The following is a 16678-nucleotide window of genomic DNA, read 5'->3' on the forward strand; positions in this document are numbered from 1 at the left end:
ACGACATGAACAACTCTGTAGGCAACACCGCACGGCTGATCGGGGCCGGCCTGCGCGCCCTGCTCGTCCTGACCGTGATCTGCGGGGTCCTCTACCCGCTCGCCGTCACCGGCATCGCCCAGGCCCTGTTCCACGACAAGGCCAACGGCTCCGAAACGAAGGACCAAGGCGGGCAGGTCGTCGGCTCTTCCCTCATCGGGCAGACCTACGACCTCCCGAAGCAGAACCCCGACGACCCCGAAGAGGCCGCCAAGCCGGACCTGAAGTGGTTCCAGCCCCGCCCCTCCAACGGGCTCGGCTCCAACAGCGTCAACACCCAGTACGCGCTGATCCTCTCCGGCGCCACCAACAAGGCCGCTGACAACCCCGACCTGGTCAAGCTGGTCACCGACGCCAAGGAAGCCGTCATCGCCGACAACTCCACGGCCGGTTACCGGGTGAAGCCCGAGGACGTACCGGCCGACGCCGTCACCTCCTCCGGCTCCGGACTGGACCCGCACATCTCCCCCGCGTACGCCGAGCTCCAGGTCCACCGGGTCGCCGAGAAGAACGGGCTCGACGTCCAGCAGGTCGAGAAGCTCGTGAAGGACAACACCCAGGGCCGCACCCTCGGCTTCATGGGCGAGCCCCGCGTCAACGTCCTCGCACTCAACACCGCCCTCAAGGCCCTGGCCAAGAGCTGATCCGCCGCATCGCGCGACCGGGAGCCGGCGGGGCGCGGAACTCCCCCGGCCGACACCGGGAGGGGCCCGAGCGCCCCGCCGGCTCCGCGCCGTGCCCGTACCGAACGAAAGGCTGCACACCCATGACCCGGGTGCTGGTGGTGGAGGACGATCCCCAGCTCGTCCGCGCGCTGCGGATCAACCTGCAGGCGCGCAAGTTCGAGGTCGAGGAGGCCGGCGACGGCGGCTCGGCCCTCCGGCTCGCGGCCGCACGCAAGCCGGACGTCATCGTGCTGGACCTCGGGCTGCCCGACATGGACGGCGTCGATGTGATCAAGAACGTCCGCGGCTGGTCCCGCGTGCCCATCCTGGTCCTCTCCGCCCGGCACACCTCCGAGGACAAGGTCCGGGCCCTGGACGCCGGCGCGGACGACTACGTGACGAAACCGTTCAGCATGGACGAGCTCCTCGCCCGGCTGCGGGCGGCCGCCCGGCGGCAGGAGGACCCGGGGGCGACCCGGCCGGACGAGGTCACCGTGGTGACGACCGACGAGTTCACCGTCGACCTGGTCGCACGGAAGGTGCGGCGCGGGGAGCGCACCGTACGGCTGACCCCGACGGAGTGGCACCTGCTGGAGATCCTCCTCACCCACCCGGGCCGGCTGATCACCCAGGCCCGGCTGCTGCTGGAGGTCTGGGGGCCGACGTACCGGGAGAACACCAACTACCTGCGCGTCTACATGGCCCAGCTGCGGCGCAAGCTCGAAGCGGACCCCTCCCACCCCCGGTACCTGATCACCGAGCCGGGCATGGGATACCGCTTCGAACCCTGATCACCGGCCGATCGACCGTCGACAGAGAAGAAGAGTCTGAACATGGGACGCGGCAAGCTCCGCATCTACCTCGGTGCGGCACCCGGCGTCGGCAAGACGTACGCCATGCTCTCCGAGGCGCACCGCCGGGTCGAGCGGGGCACCGACTGCGTCGTCGGCTTCGTCGAGCACCACGGCCGGCCGCGGACCGAGGTGATGCTGCACGGCCTCGAACTCGTCGAGCGGCGCGAGCTGGAGTACCGCGGCTCCGCCTTCACCGAGATGGACGTCGACGCCGTCCTCGCCCGCCGCCCCGCCGTCGTGCTGGTGGACGAGCTCGCGCACACGAACGTGCCCGGCTCGCGCCACACCAAGCGCTGGCAGGACGTGGAGGAACTGCTCCGGGCCGGCATCGACGTCGTCTCGACCGTGAACATCCAGCACCTCGAATCGCTGGGCGACGTGGTCGAGACGATCACCGGTGTCCGCCAGCGCGAGACCGTCCCCGACGAGGTGGTCCGGCGGGCGGACCAGATCGAGCTGGTCGACATGTCCCCGCAGGCCCTGCGCCGGCGGATGGCGCACGGCAACGTCTACCAGCCCGACAAGGTCGACGCGGCCCTCTCGAACTACTTCCGCCCGGGCAACCTCACCGCGCTGCGCGAGCTGGCGCTGCTGTGGGTGGCCGACCGGGTCGACGAGTACCTCCAGGAGTACCGGGGCGAGCACGACATCCGCACCACCTGGCAGGCCCGCGAGCGGATCGTCGTCGGTCTCACCGGCGGTCCGGAAGGCCGTACGCTCATCCGCCGGGCCGCCCGTCTCGCCGAGAAGGGCTCGGGCGGCGAGGTCCTGGCCGTCTACATCGCCCGCAGCGACGGGCTCACCTCCGCCTCGCCCAAGGAACTCGCCGTCCAGCGCACCCTGGTCGAGGGGCTCGGGGGCACCTTCCACCACGTCATAGGCGACGACGTCCCCGATGCCCTGCTGGAGTTCGCCCGCGGCTGCAACGCCACCCAGATCGTCCTCGGCGTCAGCCGCCGACGCTCCTGGCAGTCCGTCTTCAGCCCCGGCGTGAGCGCCACCGTCGCCCGGGAGTCCGGACCCGACCTCGACGTCCACATCGTCACCCACGACGAGGCGGCCAGGGGCCGGCGCAGCCTGCCCGTCGCCCGCGGCGCACGCCTCGGGCGGTCCCGCCGCATCTGGGGCTGGCTGACCGGTGTGGCCGGCCCGGCACTGCTCACCGTCCTGCTGAACCAGCTCGTACCCGGTCTCGGCCTCGCCAACGACATGCTGCTGTTCCTCACCTGCACGGTGGCGGCAGCGCTCCTGGGCGGGCTCCTGCCCGCCCTCGCCTCGGCGGCCTTCGGCTCCCTCCTGCTCAACTACTACTTCACACCGCCGCTGCACCGGTTGACGATCTCCGACCCGAAGAACATCGTCGCCATCGCGATCTTCATCGGGGTCGCCGTGTCCGTCGCCTCCGTGGTGGACCTCGCGGCCCGGCGCACCCACCAGGCCGCCCGGCTCCGCGCCGAGTCCGAGATCCTCTCCTTCCTCGCGGGCAGCGTCCTGCGCGGCGAGGACTCCCTCGACGCCCTCCTGGAACGTCTCCGCGAGACCTTCGCCATGCAGTCGGTCACCCTCCTGGAACGCACCAGCGAGGTCGACGCGTGGACCACCGCCGCGGCCGTCGGGACCGGTCACGTCGGCCGGCCCGAGGACGCGGACGTCGACCTGCCGATCGGCGACAACATGGCCCTCGCCCTCACCGGCCGCGTCCTGCCCGCCGAGGACCGACGCGTCCTCGGCGCCTTCGCGGCCCAAGCCGCCGTCGTCCTCGACCGCCAGCGCCTCGTCGACGAGGCCGAGAAGTCCCGCGAGCTCGCCGAGGCCAACCGCATCCGCACCGCCCTGCTCGCCGCCGTCAGCCACGACCTGCGCACCCCGCTCGCCGGCATCAAGGCCTCCGTCACCTCCCTGCGCTCCGGCGACGTCGAATGGTCGGAGGACGACAAGGCCGAACTCCTCGAAGGCATCGAGGACGGCGCCGACCGCCTCGCCGCCCTCATCGGGAACCTCCTCGACATGTCCCGGCTCAACACCGGCACGGTCGTCCCGCTGATCCGGGAGACCGACCTCGACGAGGTCGTCCCCATGGCCCTGGGCGGCGTACCGGAGGACAGCGTGGAGCTGGACATCCCGGAGACCCTGCCGATGGTCGCCGTCGACCGCGGTCTCCTGGAGCGGGCCGTCGCCAACATCGTCGAGAACGCCGTCAAGTACAGCCCGCCCGGCCGACCCGTCAACGTCGCCGCCAGCGCCCTGGCGAGCCGGGTGGAGGTCCGGGTCGTCGACCGTGGACCCGGGGTCCCCGACGAGGCCAAGGACCGCATCTTCGAACCCTTCCAGCGCCACGGGGACGCCCCTCGCGGCGCGGGAGTCGGCCTCGGCCTCGCGGTCGCCCGCGGCTTCACCGAGGCCATCGGCGGCACCCTGACGGCCGAGGACACCCCGGGCGGCGGCCTCACCATGGTCCTCACCCTCCCCGTGGCGGGGGACGGCCCTCCGGTGTCACCGGAGCTCCCGGCGACCGCCGTGACCTGACGCCGCCACCCCGCCGGCGGGGCCGCCGTCCACCGCGCCCGGCGGGCTAGGCCCGCGGGCCGTCCCCGTCCCGCAACTGCTCCTCCAGGCCGCCGAGGAGGGCACGGAGGCCCCGTGCGAAGGCGGCGTCGGGGGCCGCCGCGTACCGGGCGGCGTCGGGGGCTTCGAGCCGGGCGCGCAGCCGCGGGAACCCCTTCGCGGCCTCGCCGGCGCGGGCCACGGCGTCCTGGAGCAGTGCGTCCGGATCGCCGCCGCCGCGGGCGAGCCTGCGCGTCAGGGACGCCACGGCCGATACGCCCAGGGCGCTGCCCAGCACGTAGGTGAAGACGGCGGCCGCGGCCTGGTCCGCGTCCTCGCCGGTGAAGCCCGCCTTCTCGTAGAGGGCGAGGCAGTGGTCGTCGTGGCGGGCCTTGCCGGGCCCGTAGATGACGTAGGAGCCGAACGCCTGGGTGAGCCAGGGGTGCCGGGTGAGCATCGCGTGCAGGTTCTCGGCCATCGATGCGGCGGCGGTGCGCCAGTCGACGGCGTCGAGGTCGGGGAGTTCGATCTCGTTCCAGACGTGGTCACCGGCGAGCAGGACGAGGTCGTCCTTGTTCTTGACGTGCCAGTAGACGGCGGTGGCGACGGTTCCCAGCCGCGCGCCCAGCGCCCGCATGTTGAGGCCCTCCAGGCCTTCGTCGTCCAGCAGGTCGACGGCGGTCCGGACGATCTGTTCCTTGGTCATCTTCTCGCGCGGCATGCGCTCACGATAGGCCCGCCACCCGGAGTTGCACAAAGTTCAGGAACTTGCTTGCACTTAGTTCAAGTGACGGCTTACCTTCTACTTGAACAAAGTGCAGGAAGCCGCGGAGGCCGCGGCACCGACAAGGGGGAACACGATGTCCGACGCAGCACTGTCCGAGTTCGTCCAGGCCGCCGCCGGGGAGTTCGGCATCCCGGGCGTCACCGTCGGCGTGTGGACGGACGGCCGGGAGAGCTTCGCGAGCCACGGGGTGACGAGCATCGACCACCCGCTCCCCGTCGACGAGCACACGCTGTTCCAGATCGGCTCCGCGACGAAGACCTTCACCGCGACGGCCCTGATGCGACTGGTCGCGGACGGCCGCGTCGCGCTGGACGCGCCGGTACGCCGCTACGTTCCCGAACTCGCCCTGGCGGACGGGAAGGCCGCGGAAGCGATCACGGTCATGCAGCTCCTCAACCACACCTCGGGCCTGGGCTGGAACGTCATCGTGGACACCGGGGACGGTGACGACGCCCTGGCCGGTTTCGTGGGGAGGCTGGCCGAGCTGGAGCAGGTCGGCCGTCCCGGGGACCGGGCCTCGTACAGCCAGGCCGCCTACAACCTCCTGGGCCGCGTCGTGGAGAACGTCACCGGCCTGACGTACGAACGGGCCGTCGCCTCCCTCCTGTTCGAGCCCCTGGGCCTGTCGAACAGCTTCTTCGGCACCGCCGACGTCATGACCCGCCGCTTCGCCGTGGGCCACAACCCCGACGGGAACGGCACCCTCGCCGTCGCGAAGGAGTGGCGGCTCACCCGCGGCAACAACCCCGGGGGCGGCCTCGCCTCCTCGGCGTCCGACGTCCTCGCCTGGGCGCGCTTCCACCTCGGCGACGGCCGGACGCACGACGGCGAGCAGCTGCTGCCCGCCGGGCTGCTGCACCGGATGCGCGAGCAGACGGTCGAGCTGCGCGGCAGCAACCTCGGCGACGGCTTCGGCATCTGCTGGTTCCTGCGCGAGGTGGACGGCGTCCGGACCATCGAGCACGGCGGTTCGGCCAACGGCCAGTTCGCCGAGCTGGTGATCGTGCCCGAGCGGAACTTCGCCGTGGTCGCCCTGTCCAACGCCGGGCCGGACGGCATCCCCTTCAACCGCGCCGCCGTCCGCTGGGCCCTGGAGCACTACCTCGGCGTCGTGGACGAGGATCCGGAGCCGCTCCCGTACGACGGGGCACGGGCCCGGGAGGTCGTCGGAGACTACGCGAACGACGCCATGACCCTCACCGTCGCCACCGACGGGGCGGAACTCACCCTGGCGGTCACGATCAAGCCGGAGATCCGCGCGGCCGCCGACTTCGAGATGCCCGCGGACTACGAACCGGCCGCCCTGGGCCTGCTGCCCGGAGACGGCGACGAGTTCATCGTCACCGGCGGCGGACTGCAGGGCCAGCGCGGCTACTTCTCCCGCGACGCGGACGGATCCGTCGCCGGCATCGACCTCGGCGGCCGCGTCTTCAACCGGGCCACCGCCGCCTCGGCGTGACGGGCCGGACGCCTGCCCCGCCCCGCACCGGGCATCTCATTTCAGCGTCCGAATGACGGACACATCTCGTCGCCGGGCGATCCGGCACCTTACTCTGGCCGGGCAGCTGGTTCGCCCCGTCCGCCAGGCGGGATGCGTCGTAAGAGGGAACCCGGTGGGAATCCGGGACTGCCCCGCAGCGGTGAGCGGGAACGACCGCCGTCATACGCACTGGGACCGGACAACGGTCCTGGGAAGCGACGGCCAGTAGGTGCCCGCCGGGAGACCGGCAGGCGTGCCCGCGAGTCCGAAGACCTGCCCGTTGCCCGCCCGCGGACCGTTCCGCAGGCGGATGTCCCGGTGACCTCGTGGGCGGGTCGGCGTACACAGCGAGCGGCGCGTGCGGTGTTCCACCGTGACGTGGCCCGTCCGTTCTGTCGTTCCCTTCGCGTCCGCGTCCCGTCGTCCGGGATGTTCTGGACACATCTCGCGAAGGAGAGTTCCGTGACAGCGAAGCCCGCAGCCGCGGCAGCACGAGCCACCGTGTACGGCTACCCCCGACAGGGTCGCAACCGCGAACTGAAGAAGGCGATCGAGGGCTACTGGAAGGGCCGCGTCAGCGCCGACGCCCTCCGGCAGACCGCTGCCGAGCTGCGCCGTTCGAACTGGCAGCAGCTGGCCGAGGCCGGCATCCACGAGGTGCCGACCGGCGACTTCTCGTACTACGACCACGTCCTGGACACCAGTGTGATGGTCGGTGCCGTCCCCGAGCGGCACCGGGAGGCCACCACCGCCGATGCCCTCGACGGCTACTTCGCGATGGCGCGCGGCACGCAGGACGTGGCCCCGCTGGAGATGACCAAGTGGTTCGACACCAACTACCACTACCTGGTCCCCGAGCTCGGTCCCGACACCGTCTTCACCGCCGACTCCGCCAAGCAGGTCGCCGAGCTGAAGGAGGCCCTCGCGCTCGGCCACTCGGCCCGCCCGGTCCTCGTCGGCCCCGTCACCTACCTGCTGCTCGCCAAGCCCGCCCCCGGCGTGGCCGCCGACTTCCAGCCGATCACCCTGCTCGACCGGCTGCTTCCCGTCTACGCCCAGGTCCTGGCCGACCTGCGCGCCGCCGGCGCCGAGTGGGTGCAGGTCGACGAGCCCGCCCTGGTCCAGGACCGCACCCCGGCCGACCTGAACGCCGCCGCCCGCGCCTACCGCGAGCTGGGCGGGGCGACGGACCGGCCCAAGCTGCTCGTGGCCTCCTACTTCGGCCGGCTCGGCGACGCCCTCCAGGTCCTCGCAGCCGCCCCGGTCGAGGGACTCGCCCTCGACTTCACCGAATCCGCCGCCTCGAACCTCGACGCCCTCGCCGCGATCGGCGGGCTGCCGGGCAAGCGCCTGGTCGCGGGCGTCGTCAACGGCCGCAACATCTGGATCAACGACCACCAGAAGTCCCTGGCCACCCTCGGCACGCTCCTGGGCCTCGCCGACCGGGTCGACGTCTCGGCGTCCTGCTCCCTGCTGCACGTCCCGCTGGACGCCAACGCCGAACGGGACGTCGACCCGCAGGTCCGGCGCTGGCTCGCCTTCGCCCGGCAGAAGACCACCGAGATCAGCACCCTCGCCCGCGGCCTCGCCCGGGGCACCGACGTGATCGCCGCGGAGCTGGCCGCCAACCGCGCCGACCTCGCCTCGCGCGCCCAGTCCGCCATCACCCACGACCCCGCCGTCCGGGCCCGCACCGCCGCGATCACCGACGCGGACGGCCGCCGCTCCCAGCCCTACGCGCAGCGCACCGCTGCGCAGCGCGCCCACCTGGCACTGCCGGTCCTGCCCACCACCACCATCGGCTCGTTCCCGCAGACCGACGAGCTGCGCGTGGCCCGCGCCGACCTGCGGGCCGGCCGCATCGACGCGGCCGGGTACGAGGAGCGGATCGAGAACGAGATCCGCGAGGTGATCTCGTTCCAGGAGAAGACCGGCGTCGACGTGCTGGTGCACGGCGAGCCCGAACGCAACGACATGGTGCAGTACTTCGCGGAGCAGCTGGCCGGCTACGTCGCCACGCAGCACGGCTGGGTGCAGTCCTACGGCACCCGCTACGTCCGCCCGCCCGTCCTGGCCGGAGACATCTCCCGGCCGGAGCCGATGACCGTCCGCTGGACGACGTTCGCGCAGGCGCAGACGTCCCAGCCCGTCAAGGGCATGCTCACCGGCCCGGTCACCATGCTCGCCTGGTCCTTCGTCCGCGACGACCAGCCCCTCGGCGACACCGCCCGCCAGGTGGCGCTCGCCCTGCGCGACGAGGTGAACGACCTGGAGGCCGCGGGCACTTCGGTCATCCAGGTCGACGAGCCGGCCCTGCGCGAGACCCTGCCGCTGCGCGCCGCGGACCACGCGGAGTACCTGGCCTGGGCGACCGAGGCGTTCCGCCTCAGCACCAGTGGCGTGCGGCCGGACACCCAGATCCACACCCACATGTGCTACGCCGAGTTCGGTGACATCGTCCAGGCCATCGACGACCTCGACGCCGACGTCATCAGCCTGGAGGCCGCCCGCTCCCACATGCAGGTGGCCGACGAACTGGCCGAGCACGGTTACCCGCGTGAGGCCGGACCGGGTGTCTGGGACATCCACTCCCCGCGCGTCCCGAGCACCGACGAGGCCGCCGGACTCCTGCGCAAGGGCCTGGCCGCCATCCCGGCCGAGCGGCTGTGGGTCAACCCCGACTGCGGGCTGAAGACCCGCGGCTGGACCGAGACCCGCGCCTCGCTGGAGAACCTCGTCGCCGCCGCCCGCGAGGTCAGGGCGGAGCTGGCGGCCGACCACGGCTGATGCCGCGCGGTCCGGGCCGGGCGCTTCGGCGTCCGGCCCGGACACGTCCTGGCCGACGCGGACGGAACGCCGCCGCCCGCAACCGGGCGGGACGCCGCGACGCCCGCGCTGTCGGCGATCGCCGCCTACCAGGGTGCCTGGGCGGTCAGGGTCCATGACGCCCGTGCGACGGCGGACGCGGTCCGGGTCGCCCGCGCGATCGCCGCGGCAGGCTGAGCACGGGGAACGGCGGGCGCGCGACGACACCACTCGCCGCACCCCCGCCGTTCCCGCGCACCTCCGGCGCACCCTCAGCGCCGGAGTCGTGCCGGGCCCCTCAGACCCGGCCGTACGTGTGGAACCCGCGGCCGCTCTTGCGGCCGAGCAGTCCGGCCTGCACCATCCGCTGGAGCAGCGGGGGCGGGGCGTACAGGGGTTCCTTGAACTCCTCGTAGAGCGACTCGGCGATCGCTGCGACGGTGTCCAGGCCGATCAGGTCGGCGAGCTTGAGCGGGCCCATGGGGTGGGCGCAGCCCAGCTCCATGCCGGCGTCCACGTCCGCGGCGCTCGCGAACCCCGACTCGGCCATGCGGACGGCGGAGAGCAGGTACGGGATCAGCAGCGCGTTGACGACGAAGCCCGCCCGGTCCTGGGACCGGACCGTTGTCTTCCCGAGGGCATCACGTGCGAACGCCTCGACTGCGGCCAGGGTGTCCGCGGACGTGTGGAGCGAGGAGACGACCTCGACCAGGGGGAGCACGGGAACGGGGTTGAAGAAGTGGAGTCCCACGACCCGGTCGGCGCGGCCGGTGGCCATGCCCAGCCGCATGACCGGGATGGCCGAGGTGTTCGTGGCGAGGATCGCCTCCGGATCCGCGACGATCTTGTCGAGGGCCGTGAAGACCTGCGTCTTGGCTTCGGGGTCCTCGGTGACGGCCTCGATGACGAGCTGCCGGTCGCCGAGGTCCTCCAGGTCTCCGGTGAAGACGAGCCGGGCGAGGGCGTCCTCGGCGGAGAGGCGGTCGAGCTTGCCGCGCTGGACGGCTCGTTCCAGGGAGACGGCCACCCGCTCGCGGGCCGCGAGGGCGGCGGTGACGTCGGCTTCGGCGACGACGGTGTCGAGGCCGGCGCGGGCGCACACCTCGGCGATGCCCGCGCCCATCTGGCCGCCGCCGACCACACCGACGCGCCGGATGCCGGCCGGCTTCAGGTGGGCGCTCACGCGTTCACCTGCGCGGAGGCTCGGCGGACCAGGTGACGGGTGTAGGCCTCGGGCGTGAAGAACGGCGGGAGCTGCATCGAGAGGGCGGAGTCCACGAAGACCTCCCGGGCTTCGAGGACGAGCGCATGCGGGTCCTCGGCCTCCAGAGCTGCGCATTCGGCGTCGAGGAGGTCGACGACCGTGCTCCGGTCGACCCGGTCGTGGCGCAGCCACTGCCAGATCTGGACGCGTGCGATCTCGGCGGTGGCCGCGTCCTCCATCAGGCCGTTCAGCGCGACGGCACCGCTGCCGCGCAGCCAGGCGTCGAAGTAGCGCAGGGCCACGGCCACGTTGGAGCGGATGCCCTCGGAGGTCGGCGGGGCCGCGATCCTGCGGACGGACAGCAGGTCGGCGGCCGTGACCTCGACGTCCTCCCGCGTGCGCTCCAGCTGGTTCGGCCGGTCGGCGAGGACCCCGTCGAAGACTTCGCGGCAGAGGGGGACGAGGCCGGGGTGGGCGACCCAGGAGCCGTCGAAACCGTCTTCGGCCTCGCGTTCCTTGTCGAGCCGGACCTTCGCGAACACGGCGGTGTTCGCGTCCGGGTCCTTGCCGGGAACGTGGGCGGCCATGCCGCCGATGGCGTGCGCGCCGCGCCGGTGGCAGGTGCGGACGAGCAGTTCGGTGTACGCCCGCATGAAGGGCGCGGTCATGGTGACCGCCGCCCGGTCGGGCAGCTGGAAGTCCGTGCGGTGGCCGAAGGTCTTGATGAGGCTGAAGAGGTAGTCCCAGCGGCCCGCGTTGAGTCCGGCGCTGTGCTCGCGCAGTTCGTAGAGGATCTCCTCCATCTCGAACGCGGCGGTGATCGTCTCGATCAGGACGGTGGCGCGGACCGTGCCGCGGGGGATCCCGAGGAGGTCCTGGGCGCACACGAAGACGTCGTTCCACAGGCGTGCCTCGTACCGGTTCTCCAGCTTGGGGAGGTAGAAGTACGGGCCGTACCCGGCGTCGATCTGCCGCTGCGCACAGTGGAAGAAGTACAGGCCGAAGTCGACCAGGGACGCGGGGACGGGCCGCCCGTCGATCTCCAGGTGCTCCTCGGTGAGGTGCCAGCCGCGGGGGCGGACCATGATGGTCGCGAGCTCCGTCCCGAGGCGGTACTCCTTGCCCTGGGGCGTGGTGAAGTCGATGCGCCGCTCGATGGCGTCGAGCAGGTTGAGCTGACCGCCGATGACGTTGTTCCAGGTGGGTGCGGTGGCGTCCTCGAAGTCGGCCATCCACACCTTGGCGCCGGAGTTCAGCGCGTTGACCGCCATGCGGCGCTCCGGCGGGCCGGTGATCTCCACCCGGCGGTCGGCCAGGCCCGGGGCGGGCGGGGCCACGCGCCAGTCGGTGTCGGCGCGGACGGCGGCCGTGGCGCGGGAGAGGTCCAGCGGCGTCCCGGACACCAGGTGGGCGGTGCGGCGGCGGCGCTCCTTGAGGATCTCCAGGCGGCGGTCCGCGAAGGCGGCGTCGAGGTGGCCGATGAACTCCAGGGCCTCGGGAGTCAGGATCTCCTCGTGGCGCTCGGCCGGCGCACCGAGGACCCGGACGCTGCTGATCAGGGGCGTGAGTGACATGGGGGTTCTTCTCCTCGGCGTGGGGCGGCGGGCGCCCGAGGGGAAACCCCTCGGGCGCCGTCGGACGGCGAGCGGCAGAGCGCTGGGCCGGGCCCGGCTGGACCCGGAGCAGGGGTTCCTAGTGGAACTGCTCTTCCTCGGTGGAGCCGGCGAGCGCGGTGGTCGACGAGGCGGGGTTCACGGCGGTGGACACGAGGTCGAAGTAGCCGGTGCCGACCTCGCGCTGGTGCTTGACGGCCGTGAAACCCTGCGCCTGGGCGGCGAACTCGCGCTCCTGGAGGTCGACGTACGCGGTCATGCCGTGCTCGGCGTAGCCGCGGGCCAGGTCGAACATGCCGTGGTTGAGGGAGTGGAAGCCGGCCAGGGTGATGAACTGGAAGCGGTAGCCCATCGCGCCCAGCTCCCGCTGGAACTTGGCGATCTGGTCGTCGTCCAGCGCGGCCTTCCAGTTGAACGACGGCGAGCAGTTGTACGCCAGCATCTGGCCCGGGTACTGCGCGTGGATCGCCTCGGCGAACTCGCGGGCCTGCTCCAGGTCCGGGGTGCCGGTCTCCACCCAGATCAGGTCGGCGTAGGGGGCGTAGGCCAGGCCGCGGGCGATGACCGGGGCCATGCCGTTCCGGACGTGGTAGAAGCCTTCGGCGGTGCGCTCACCCGTGCAGAACTCCGCGTCGCGCTCGTCGACGTCGCTGGTCAGCAGGGTGGCCGCGAGGGCGTCGGTACGGGCGATGATCAGCGTGGGGGTGTCCGCGATGTCGGCGGCCAGGCGGGCCGCGTTCAGGGTGCGGATGTGCTGGGAGGTGGGGACGAGGACCTTGCCGCCGAGGTGGCCGCACTTCTTCTCGGAGGCGAGCTGGTCCTCGTAGTGGATGCCGGCTGCGCCCGCCGCGATCATCGCCTTGGTGAGTTCGAAGGCGTTGAGCGGCCCGCCGAAGCCGGCCTCGGCGTCGGCGACGATGGGCGCCAGCCAGTCCGTCGTGTCGGTGCCGCCCTCGGCGGTGGCGATCTGGTCGGCGCGCAGCAGGGCGTTGTTGATCCGACGGACCACCTGCGGGACCGAGTTGACCGGGTAGAGGCTCTGGTCCGGGTAGGTGTGGCCGGCCTGGTTGGCGTCGGCGGCGACCTGCCAGCCGGAGAGGTAGATGGCCTGCAGCCCGGCCCGGACCTGCTGGACGGCCTGGCCGCCGGTGAGGGCGCCGAGCGCGTGGATGTAGTCCCGCTCGTGGAGCTGGCGCCACAGGCGCTCGGCGCCGCGCCGGGCCAGGGTGTGCTCCTCGCGGACGCTGCCCGACAGGCGGACCACGTCCTCGGCGGAGTACGTCCGCTCGATCCCCGCCCAGCGCGGGTCGTCCGCCCAGCGCTGCCTGAGCTGCTCGGCCGCCGCCTTGTTCGCCTCTGCCATGACCGTCACCGTTTCCGTCGTCGCTTGTCTTGCCAATGCCCCCGACCGGGATCCACGCATTGACACTCTGTGCCTGATGAGGAGGGTGCGGCCGCCGAACCCGCCCGTGGGACGGAGCTGAGCAATGCTGCCGATCTGCCGGGAACGGACCGGCCAGACCACCGAAATCAGGGCATGAATCGAGGTTCTGGGGTCCTTCCCGGCCACCGGTTCCGGCTGGCCGCAGGACCGACTCTGACACTGGCACTGGGTGCCATCAAGGAGGTACGCCTGCCAAGGTCTGCGAATCTTCGAGGCGGAAATTGCCAAGCTTGCGAAGGTTACCGGCGAGTCAGGTCGCCGTATGCTGACGGAGCCCGTCCGACGGTGGAGGAGTCCGGTGAGCAAGACCTACGCGGGAGCACGGCTGCGGCGGCTGCGGGAAGAGCGGCGCATGACGCAGGCCGACCTGGCCAGGGTGCTCGGCATCTCGCCCAGCTACCTGAACCAGATGGAGCACGACTCCCGCCCGCTCACCGTCCCGGTGCTGCTGCGCCTCACCGAGGCCTTCGGGGTGGACCCCGGGTTCTTCTCGGAGCGCGACACCAGCCGCCTCGTCGCCGACCTGCGCGAGGCACTGGCCAAGGAGGTCGCCGAAGCCCGCGTCTCCTCCTCGGACCTGGCCGAGCTGGCCAACCGGATGCCGGCGGTCGCCTCGGTCCTGCTGGACCTCGGGCGGCGCAGCCAGCTCCTGACGGAGCGGCTCGCCGACGCGGCCGAAGGCCGGGTCGGCCCGGCGGAGGCCCCGCGCTCCCCCCACGAGGAGATCCGCGAGTTCTTCTACCGGCGGCAGAACTACCTCCACGACACCGATCTCGCCGCCGAGGACCTGGCCCGCGAGATCGGCATCCGCCCGGGGGACGTCATCCGCGCCCTGACGCACCGGCTCGCCGACCGGCACGGGGTGCGGATCACCGCGGACTCCGACCGGTTGCACCACTACGACCCCGATGGCCGCGCCCTCCACCTGTCGAGCAGGCTCCGCCCCGGCCAGCAGGCCTTCCGGATGGCCACGCAGCTCGCCCTCCTCGAATACGGCGACGAGCTGGACCGGCTGGCCGCCGAGGACTTCCCGGGCGGGTCCGAGGCGCGCCCCCTGGCCCGGATCGGCATCGCCAACTACTTCGCCGCCGCGCTGATCCTCCCGTACGCGGTCTTCCACACGGCCGCCGAGGAATTCCGCTACGACATCGAGCGGCTCACCGATCACTTCGGCATCGGCTACGAGACCGTCTGCCACCGCCTCAGCACCCTCCAACGCCCCAGGCTGCGCGGTGTTCCGTTCTCCTTCGTACGCGTGGACCGGGCCGGGAACATGTCCAAGCGGCAGTCCGCCACCGGATTCCACTTCTCCCGCGCGGGCGGCACCTGCCCGCTCTGGAACGTCTACGAGGCCTTCAGTGCCCCCGGCCGCATCCACGTCCAGGTCGCCGCCATGCCCGACGGACAGCGCTACCTGTGGACCGCCCGCGCCGTCACCCGCCACCGCGGTGGCTGGGGCGAACCCGGCAAGACCTTCGCCATCGGCCTCGGCTGCGAGATCCGGCACGCCTCCCGGCTCGTGTACGCCGACGGCCTCGACCTCGACAACACGGCGGCCGCCACCCCGATCGGCATGGGCTGCCGCCTCTGCGAGCGCCTCGACTGCCCGCAGCGGGCGGTCCCCCCGCTCGGGCGCGCCCTCGCCGTGGACGAGAACAGCAGCACGTTCGTCCCGTATCCCGTCATGGGCGCCCCCTCCTCGCCCCGCGGCTGACCGACCTGGGATCGGCCCATGCCTCGCGGATCGGCCCGGGACGCCGGATCACCCGCTCCCGAACACCGGGTAGGGAACGTACGTCTGCCGGTCGGGGTCGACCGCGAGGCGGCCGCCGGCCGGCGGTCTGGCCCGCTGGGCGCAGTCGCGGCGTTCGCAGATCCGGCAGCCGAGCCCGATCGGAGTCGCGGCCGGCTGTTCCGCCACCGCCAGGCCCTCGGCGTAGACGAGCCGGGAGGCGTGGCGGAGTTCGCAGCCCAGCGCGACGGCGAACTCGGCCCGGCGGGCGCGATGGCCGTAGCCTCCGCGGGTCACGGTGCGGGCGATCCAGAAGTACTTCTTGCCGTCCGGCATCTCCGCCACCTGGGTCAGGATCCGGCCCGGGGCCGAGAACGCCTCGTAGACGGTCCACAGCGGGCAGGTACCGCCCAGCCTGGAGAAGTGGAAGTCGGTCGCGGACTGCCGCTTGGAGATGTTCCCGGCCCGGTCGGCCCGCAGGAACGAGAACGGGACCCCGCGCTGTCCGGTGCGCTGCAGGGTGCTCAGCCGATGGCAGACCGTCTCGAAGCCGACCCCGAAGCGGGCCTGGAGGAGCTCGATGTCGTAGCGCAGTTCCCCGGCCGCTGCCAGGAAGGGCCCGTAGGGCATCAGGAGGGCACCGGCGAAGTAGTTCGCCAGTCCGACCCTGGCCAGTCCGGCGGAGGCCTCGGAGTCGAACTCGGCAGGGGCCACCAGGGAGTCGAGCAGCGGCCCGTACGCCAGCAGCGCCAGCTGCGTGGCGAGCTGGAAGGCACGCTGCGCGTCGGTCAGCCGGGGTGACAGGAACAGCAGGCCCCGTTCGCGGTCGAAGCGGCGGGCGTCCGAGGAGCGGTCCGGAGCGCCGTCGACGAGGGTCACCCCGTGCCGGGTGGCGAGGACTTCCGCGAGGCGGTCCGCCGTGCGGGACACCGAGCCGCCGCCCAGGGCCGCGGCGACGGCTTCCGCCTCGGTGTCGAGCGCGTCGAAATGGTTGTGGTGGGCGTAGAAGAAGTCCCTCACCTCGTCGTGCGGTTCGGCGCGCACCACCGCCGTCGAGTCCCCGGGGGCGGCCAGGGCGGCGACCTGCTCGGCCGCGTCCCGGTAGCGGTGGTGGAGCGCGACGAGGGCCTTCGCGATGTCCGGGTGGTCCCGGGCCATCTCCGCGATCTCCTCGGACACCACCGCGACCCCGCCGGCCTCGTCCGCCAGAGCGGCGCGCAGATCGGTGGTGAGGCGTTCCTCGTCGGCTTCGGAGAAGAACTCGGGGTCGACCCCGAACACCTCGGCGATCTTCAGCAGGACCGGGGCGGTGAGCGGCCGCTGGCTGTGCTCGATCTGGTTCAGGTAACTGGTGGACAGGCCCAGGGCACGGGCCAGCTCCACCTGGTTCATGCCCCGCTCGCGTCGCAGCCTGCGCAGCTTCGCGTGGGCGTAGATCTTCCGTCCGGCCGTGCGTCCCATGTGGCGACAGCGTTCCTTCCACCCGTTCCTCTGTTGCGAAGGTAGCACCC

General features: G+C 72.2%; 11 protein-coding genes, 1 pseudogene and 1 riboswitch. Of the genes and pseudogenes, 7 read left to right on the forward strand and 5 right to left on the reverse strand.

From position 1 onward, the window contains the following. Positions 1–5: 5 nt before the first annotated feature. The 3 genes from ACIPW5_RS02765 (at position 6) to ACIPW5_RS02775 (ending at position 4084) form a co-directional block, all read left to right on the forward strand. On the forward strand, positions 6–683 hold the full coding sequence (locus ACIPW5_RS02765) for a potassium-transporting ATPase subunit C (protein WP_401239381.1): 678 nt from the start codon (positions 6–8) through the stop codon (positions 681–683). Between the two features lie 122 nt (positions 684–805). Beyond that, positions 806–1495, forward strand: coding sequence for a response regulator (locus tag ACIPW5_RS02770; protein WP_401239384.1), 690 nt, complete (start codon positions 806–808; stop codon positions 1493–1495). A gap of 42 nt (positions 1496–1537) precedes the next feature. Next, complete coding sequence (locus tag ACIPW5_RS02775; RefSeq protein WP_401239387.1) at positions 1538–4084, forward strand: ATP-binding protein; 2547 nt, start codon at positions 1538–1540, stop codon at positions 4082–4084. 46 nt (positions 4085–4130) lie between these two features. Here the strand turns inward: ACIPW5_RS02775 and ACIPW5_RS02780 are convergent, their stop codons facing one another. Continuing rightward, positions 4131–4823, reverse strand: a complete 693-nt coding sequence (locus tag ACIPW5_RS02780) for a TetR/AcrR family transcriptional regulator (protein ID WP_401239390.1) — start codon at positions 4821–4823, stop codon at positions 4131–4133. A 139-nt stretch (positions 4824–4962) separates the two neighbouring features. Between ACIPW5_RS02780 and ACIPW5_RS02785 the strand changes: the two genes are divergently transcribed. The 3 genes and pseudogenes from ACIPW5_RS02785 to ACIPW5_RS02795 form a co-directional block, all read left to right on the forward strand. Then, positions 4963–6348 (forward strand): serine hydrolase domain-containing protein, encoded by a 1386-nt coding sequence (locus ACIPW5_RS02785; protein ID WP_401239393.1) that lies wholly within the window; start codon positions 4963–4965, stop codon positions 6346–6348. Positions 6349–6438: 90 nt separating this feature from the next. Next, a riboswitch (cobalamin riboswitch) is annotated at positions 6439–6665 on the forward strand. Positions 6666–6831: 166 nt separating this feature from the next. Next, positions 6832–9156 (forward strand): 5-methyltetrahydropteroyltriglutamate--homocysteine S-methyltransferase, encoded by a 2325-nt coding sequence (gene metE / locus ACIPW5_RS02790; protein ID WP_401239396.1) that lies wholly within the window; start codon positions 6832–6834, stop codon positions 9154–9156. Positions 9157–9195: 39 nt separating this feature from the next. Continuing rightward, positions 9196–9372 (forward strand): annotated as a pseudogene (locus ACIPW5_RS02795) (dihydropteroate synthase); the annotation flags it as partial. 100 nt (positions 9373–9472) lie between these two features. On the opposite strand, the gene ACIPW5_RS02800 reads toward ACIPW5_RS02795, so the two are convergent. The 3 genes from ACIPW5_RS02800 to aceA all read right to left on the reverse strand — a co-directional run bounded on the left by ACIPW5_RS02800 (position 9473) and on the right by aceA (position 13354). After that, positions 9473–10357, reverse strand: coding sequence for a 3-hydroxybutyryl-CoA dehydrogenase (locus ACIPW5_RS02800; RefSeq protein ID WP_401239398.1), 885 nt, complete (start codon positions 10355–10357; stop codon positions 9473–9475). Next, a complete protein-coding gene (aceB, locus tag ACIPW5_RS02805; RefSeq protein WP_401239401.1) occupies positions 10354–11952 on the reverse strand; it encodes a malate synthase A in 1599 nt (532 codons plus the stop codon). The genes ACIPW5_RS02800 and aceB overlap by 4 nt, the downstream gene beginning before the upstream one ends. 118 nt (positions 11953–12070) lie before the next feature. Then, the gene (gene aceA / locus ACIPW5_RS02810; protein ID WP_401239403.1) at positions 12071–13354 is read right to left on the reverse strand and encodes an isocitrate lyase; all 1284 of its coding nucleotides are present in this window, start codon (positions 13352–13354) and stop codon (positions 12071–12073) included. Between the two features lie 379 nt (positions 13355–13733). Here aceA and ACIPW5_RS02815 point away from each other — a divergent pair, with 379 nt between their 5' ends. Continuing rightward, a complete protein-coding gene (locus tag ACIPW5_RS02815) occupies positions 13734–15149 on the forward strand; it encodes a short-chain fatty acyl-CoA regulator family protein (protein WP_401239406.1) in 1416 nt (471 codons plus the stop codon). 48 nt (positions 15150–15197) lie between these two features. Here ACIPW5_RS02815 and ACIPW5_RS02820 read toward each other — a convergent pair whose 3' ends face one another. Then, a complete protein-coding gene (locus ACIPW5_RS02820; protein WP_401239409.1) occupies positions 15198–16628 on the reverse strand; it encodes a short-chain fatty acyl-CoA regulator family protein in 1431 nt (476 codons plus the stop codon). Positions 16629–16678: the final 50 nt, after the last annotated feature.

Origin of the sequence: Streptomyces sp. NPDC090077, assembly GCF_044747545.1 — a bacterium.
GTDB lineage: Bacteria > Actinomycetota > Actinomycetes > Streptomycetales > Streptomycetaceae > Streptomyces.

Excerpts from the sequence above, each read along its gene's own strand:
- ACIPW5_RS02780 (WP_401239390.1), bottom strand. The coding sequence starts at position 4,823 with ATGCCGCGCGAGAAGATGACCAAGGAACAGATCGTCCGGACCGCCGTC.
- ACIPW5_RS02765 (WP_401239381.1), top strand. The coding sequence starts at position 6 with ATGAACAACTCTGTAGGCAACACCGCACGGCTGATCGGGGCCGGCCTG.
- aceB (WP_401239401.1), bottom strand. The coding sequence starts at position 11,952 with ATGTCACTCACGCCCCTGATCAGCAGCGTCCGGGTCCTCGGTGCGCCG.
- ACIPW5_RS02770 (WP_401239384.1), top strand. The coding sequence starts at position 806 with ATGACCCGGGTGCTGGTGGTGGAGGACGATCCCCAGCTCGTCCGCGCG.
- ACIPW5_RS02775 (WP_401239387.1), top strand. The coding sequence starts at position 1,538 with ATGGGACGCGGCAAGCTCCGCATCTACCTCGGTGCGGCACCCGGCGTC.
- aceA (WP_401239403.1), bottom strand. The coding sequence starts at position 13,354 with ATGGCAGAGGCGAACAAGGCGGCGGCCGAGCAGCTCAGGCAGCGCTGG.
- ACIPW5_RS02820 (WP_401239409.1), bottom strand. The coding sequence starts at position 16,628 with ATGGGACGCACGGCCGGACGGAAGATCTACGCCCACGCGAAGCTGCGC.
- ACIPW5_RS02785 (WP_401239393.1), top strand. The coding sequence starts at position 4,963 with ATGTCCGACGCAGCACTGTCCGAGTTCGTCCAGGCCGCCGCCGGGGAG.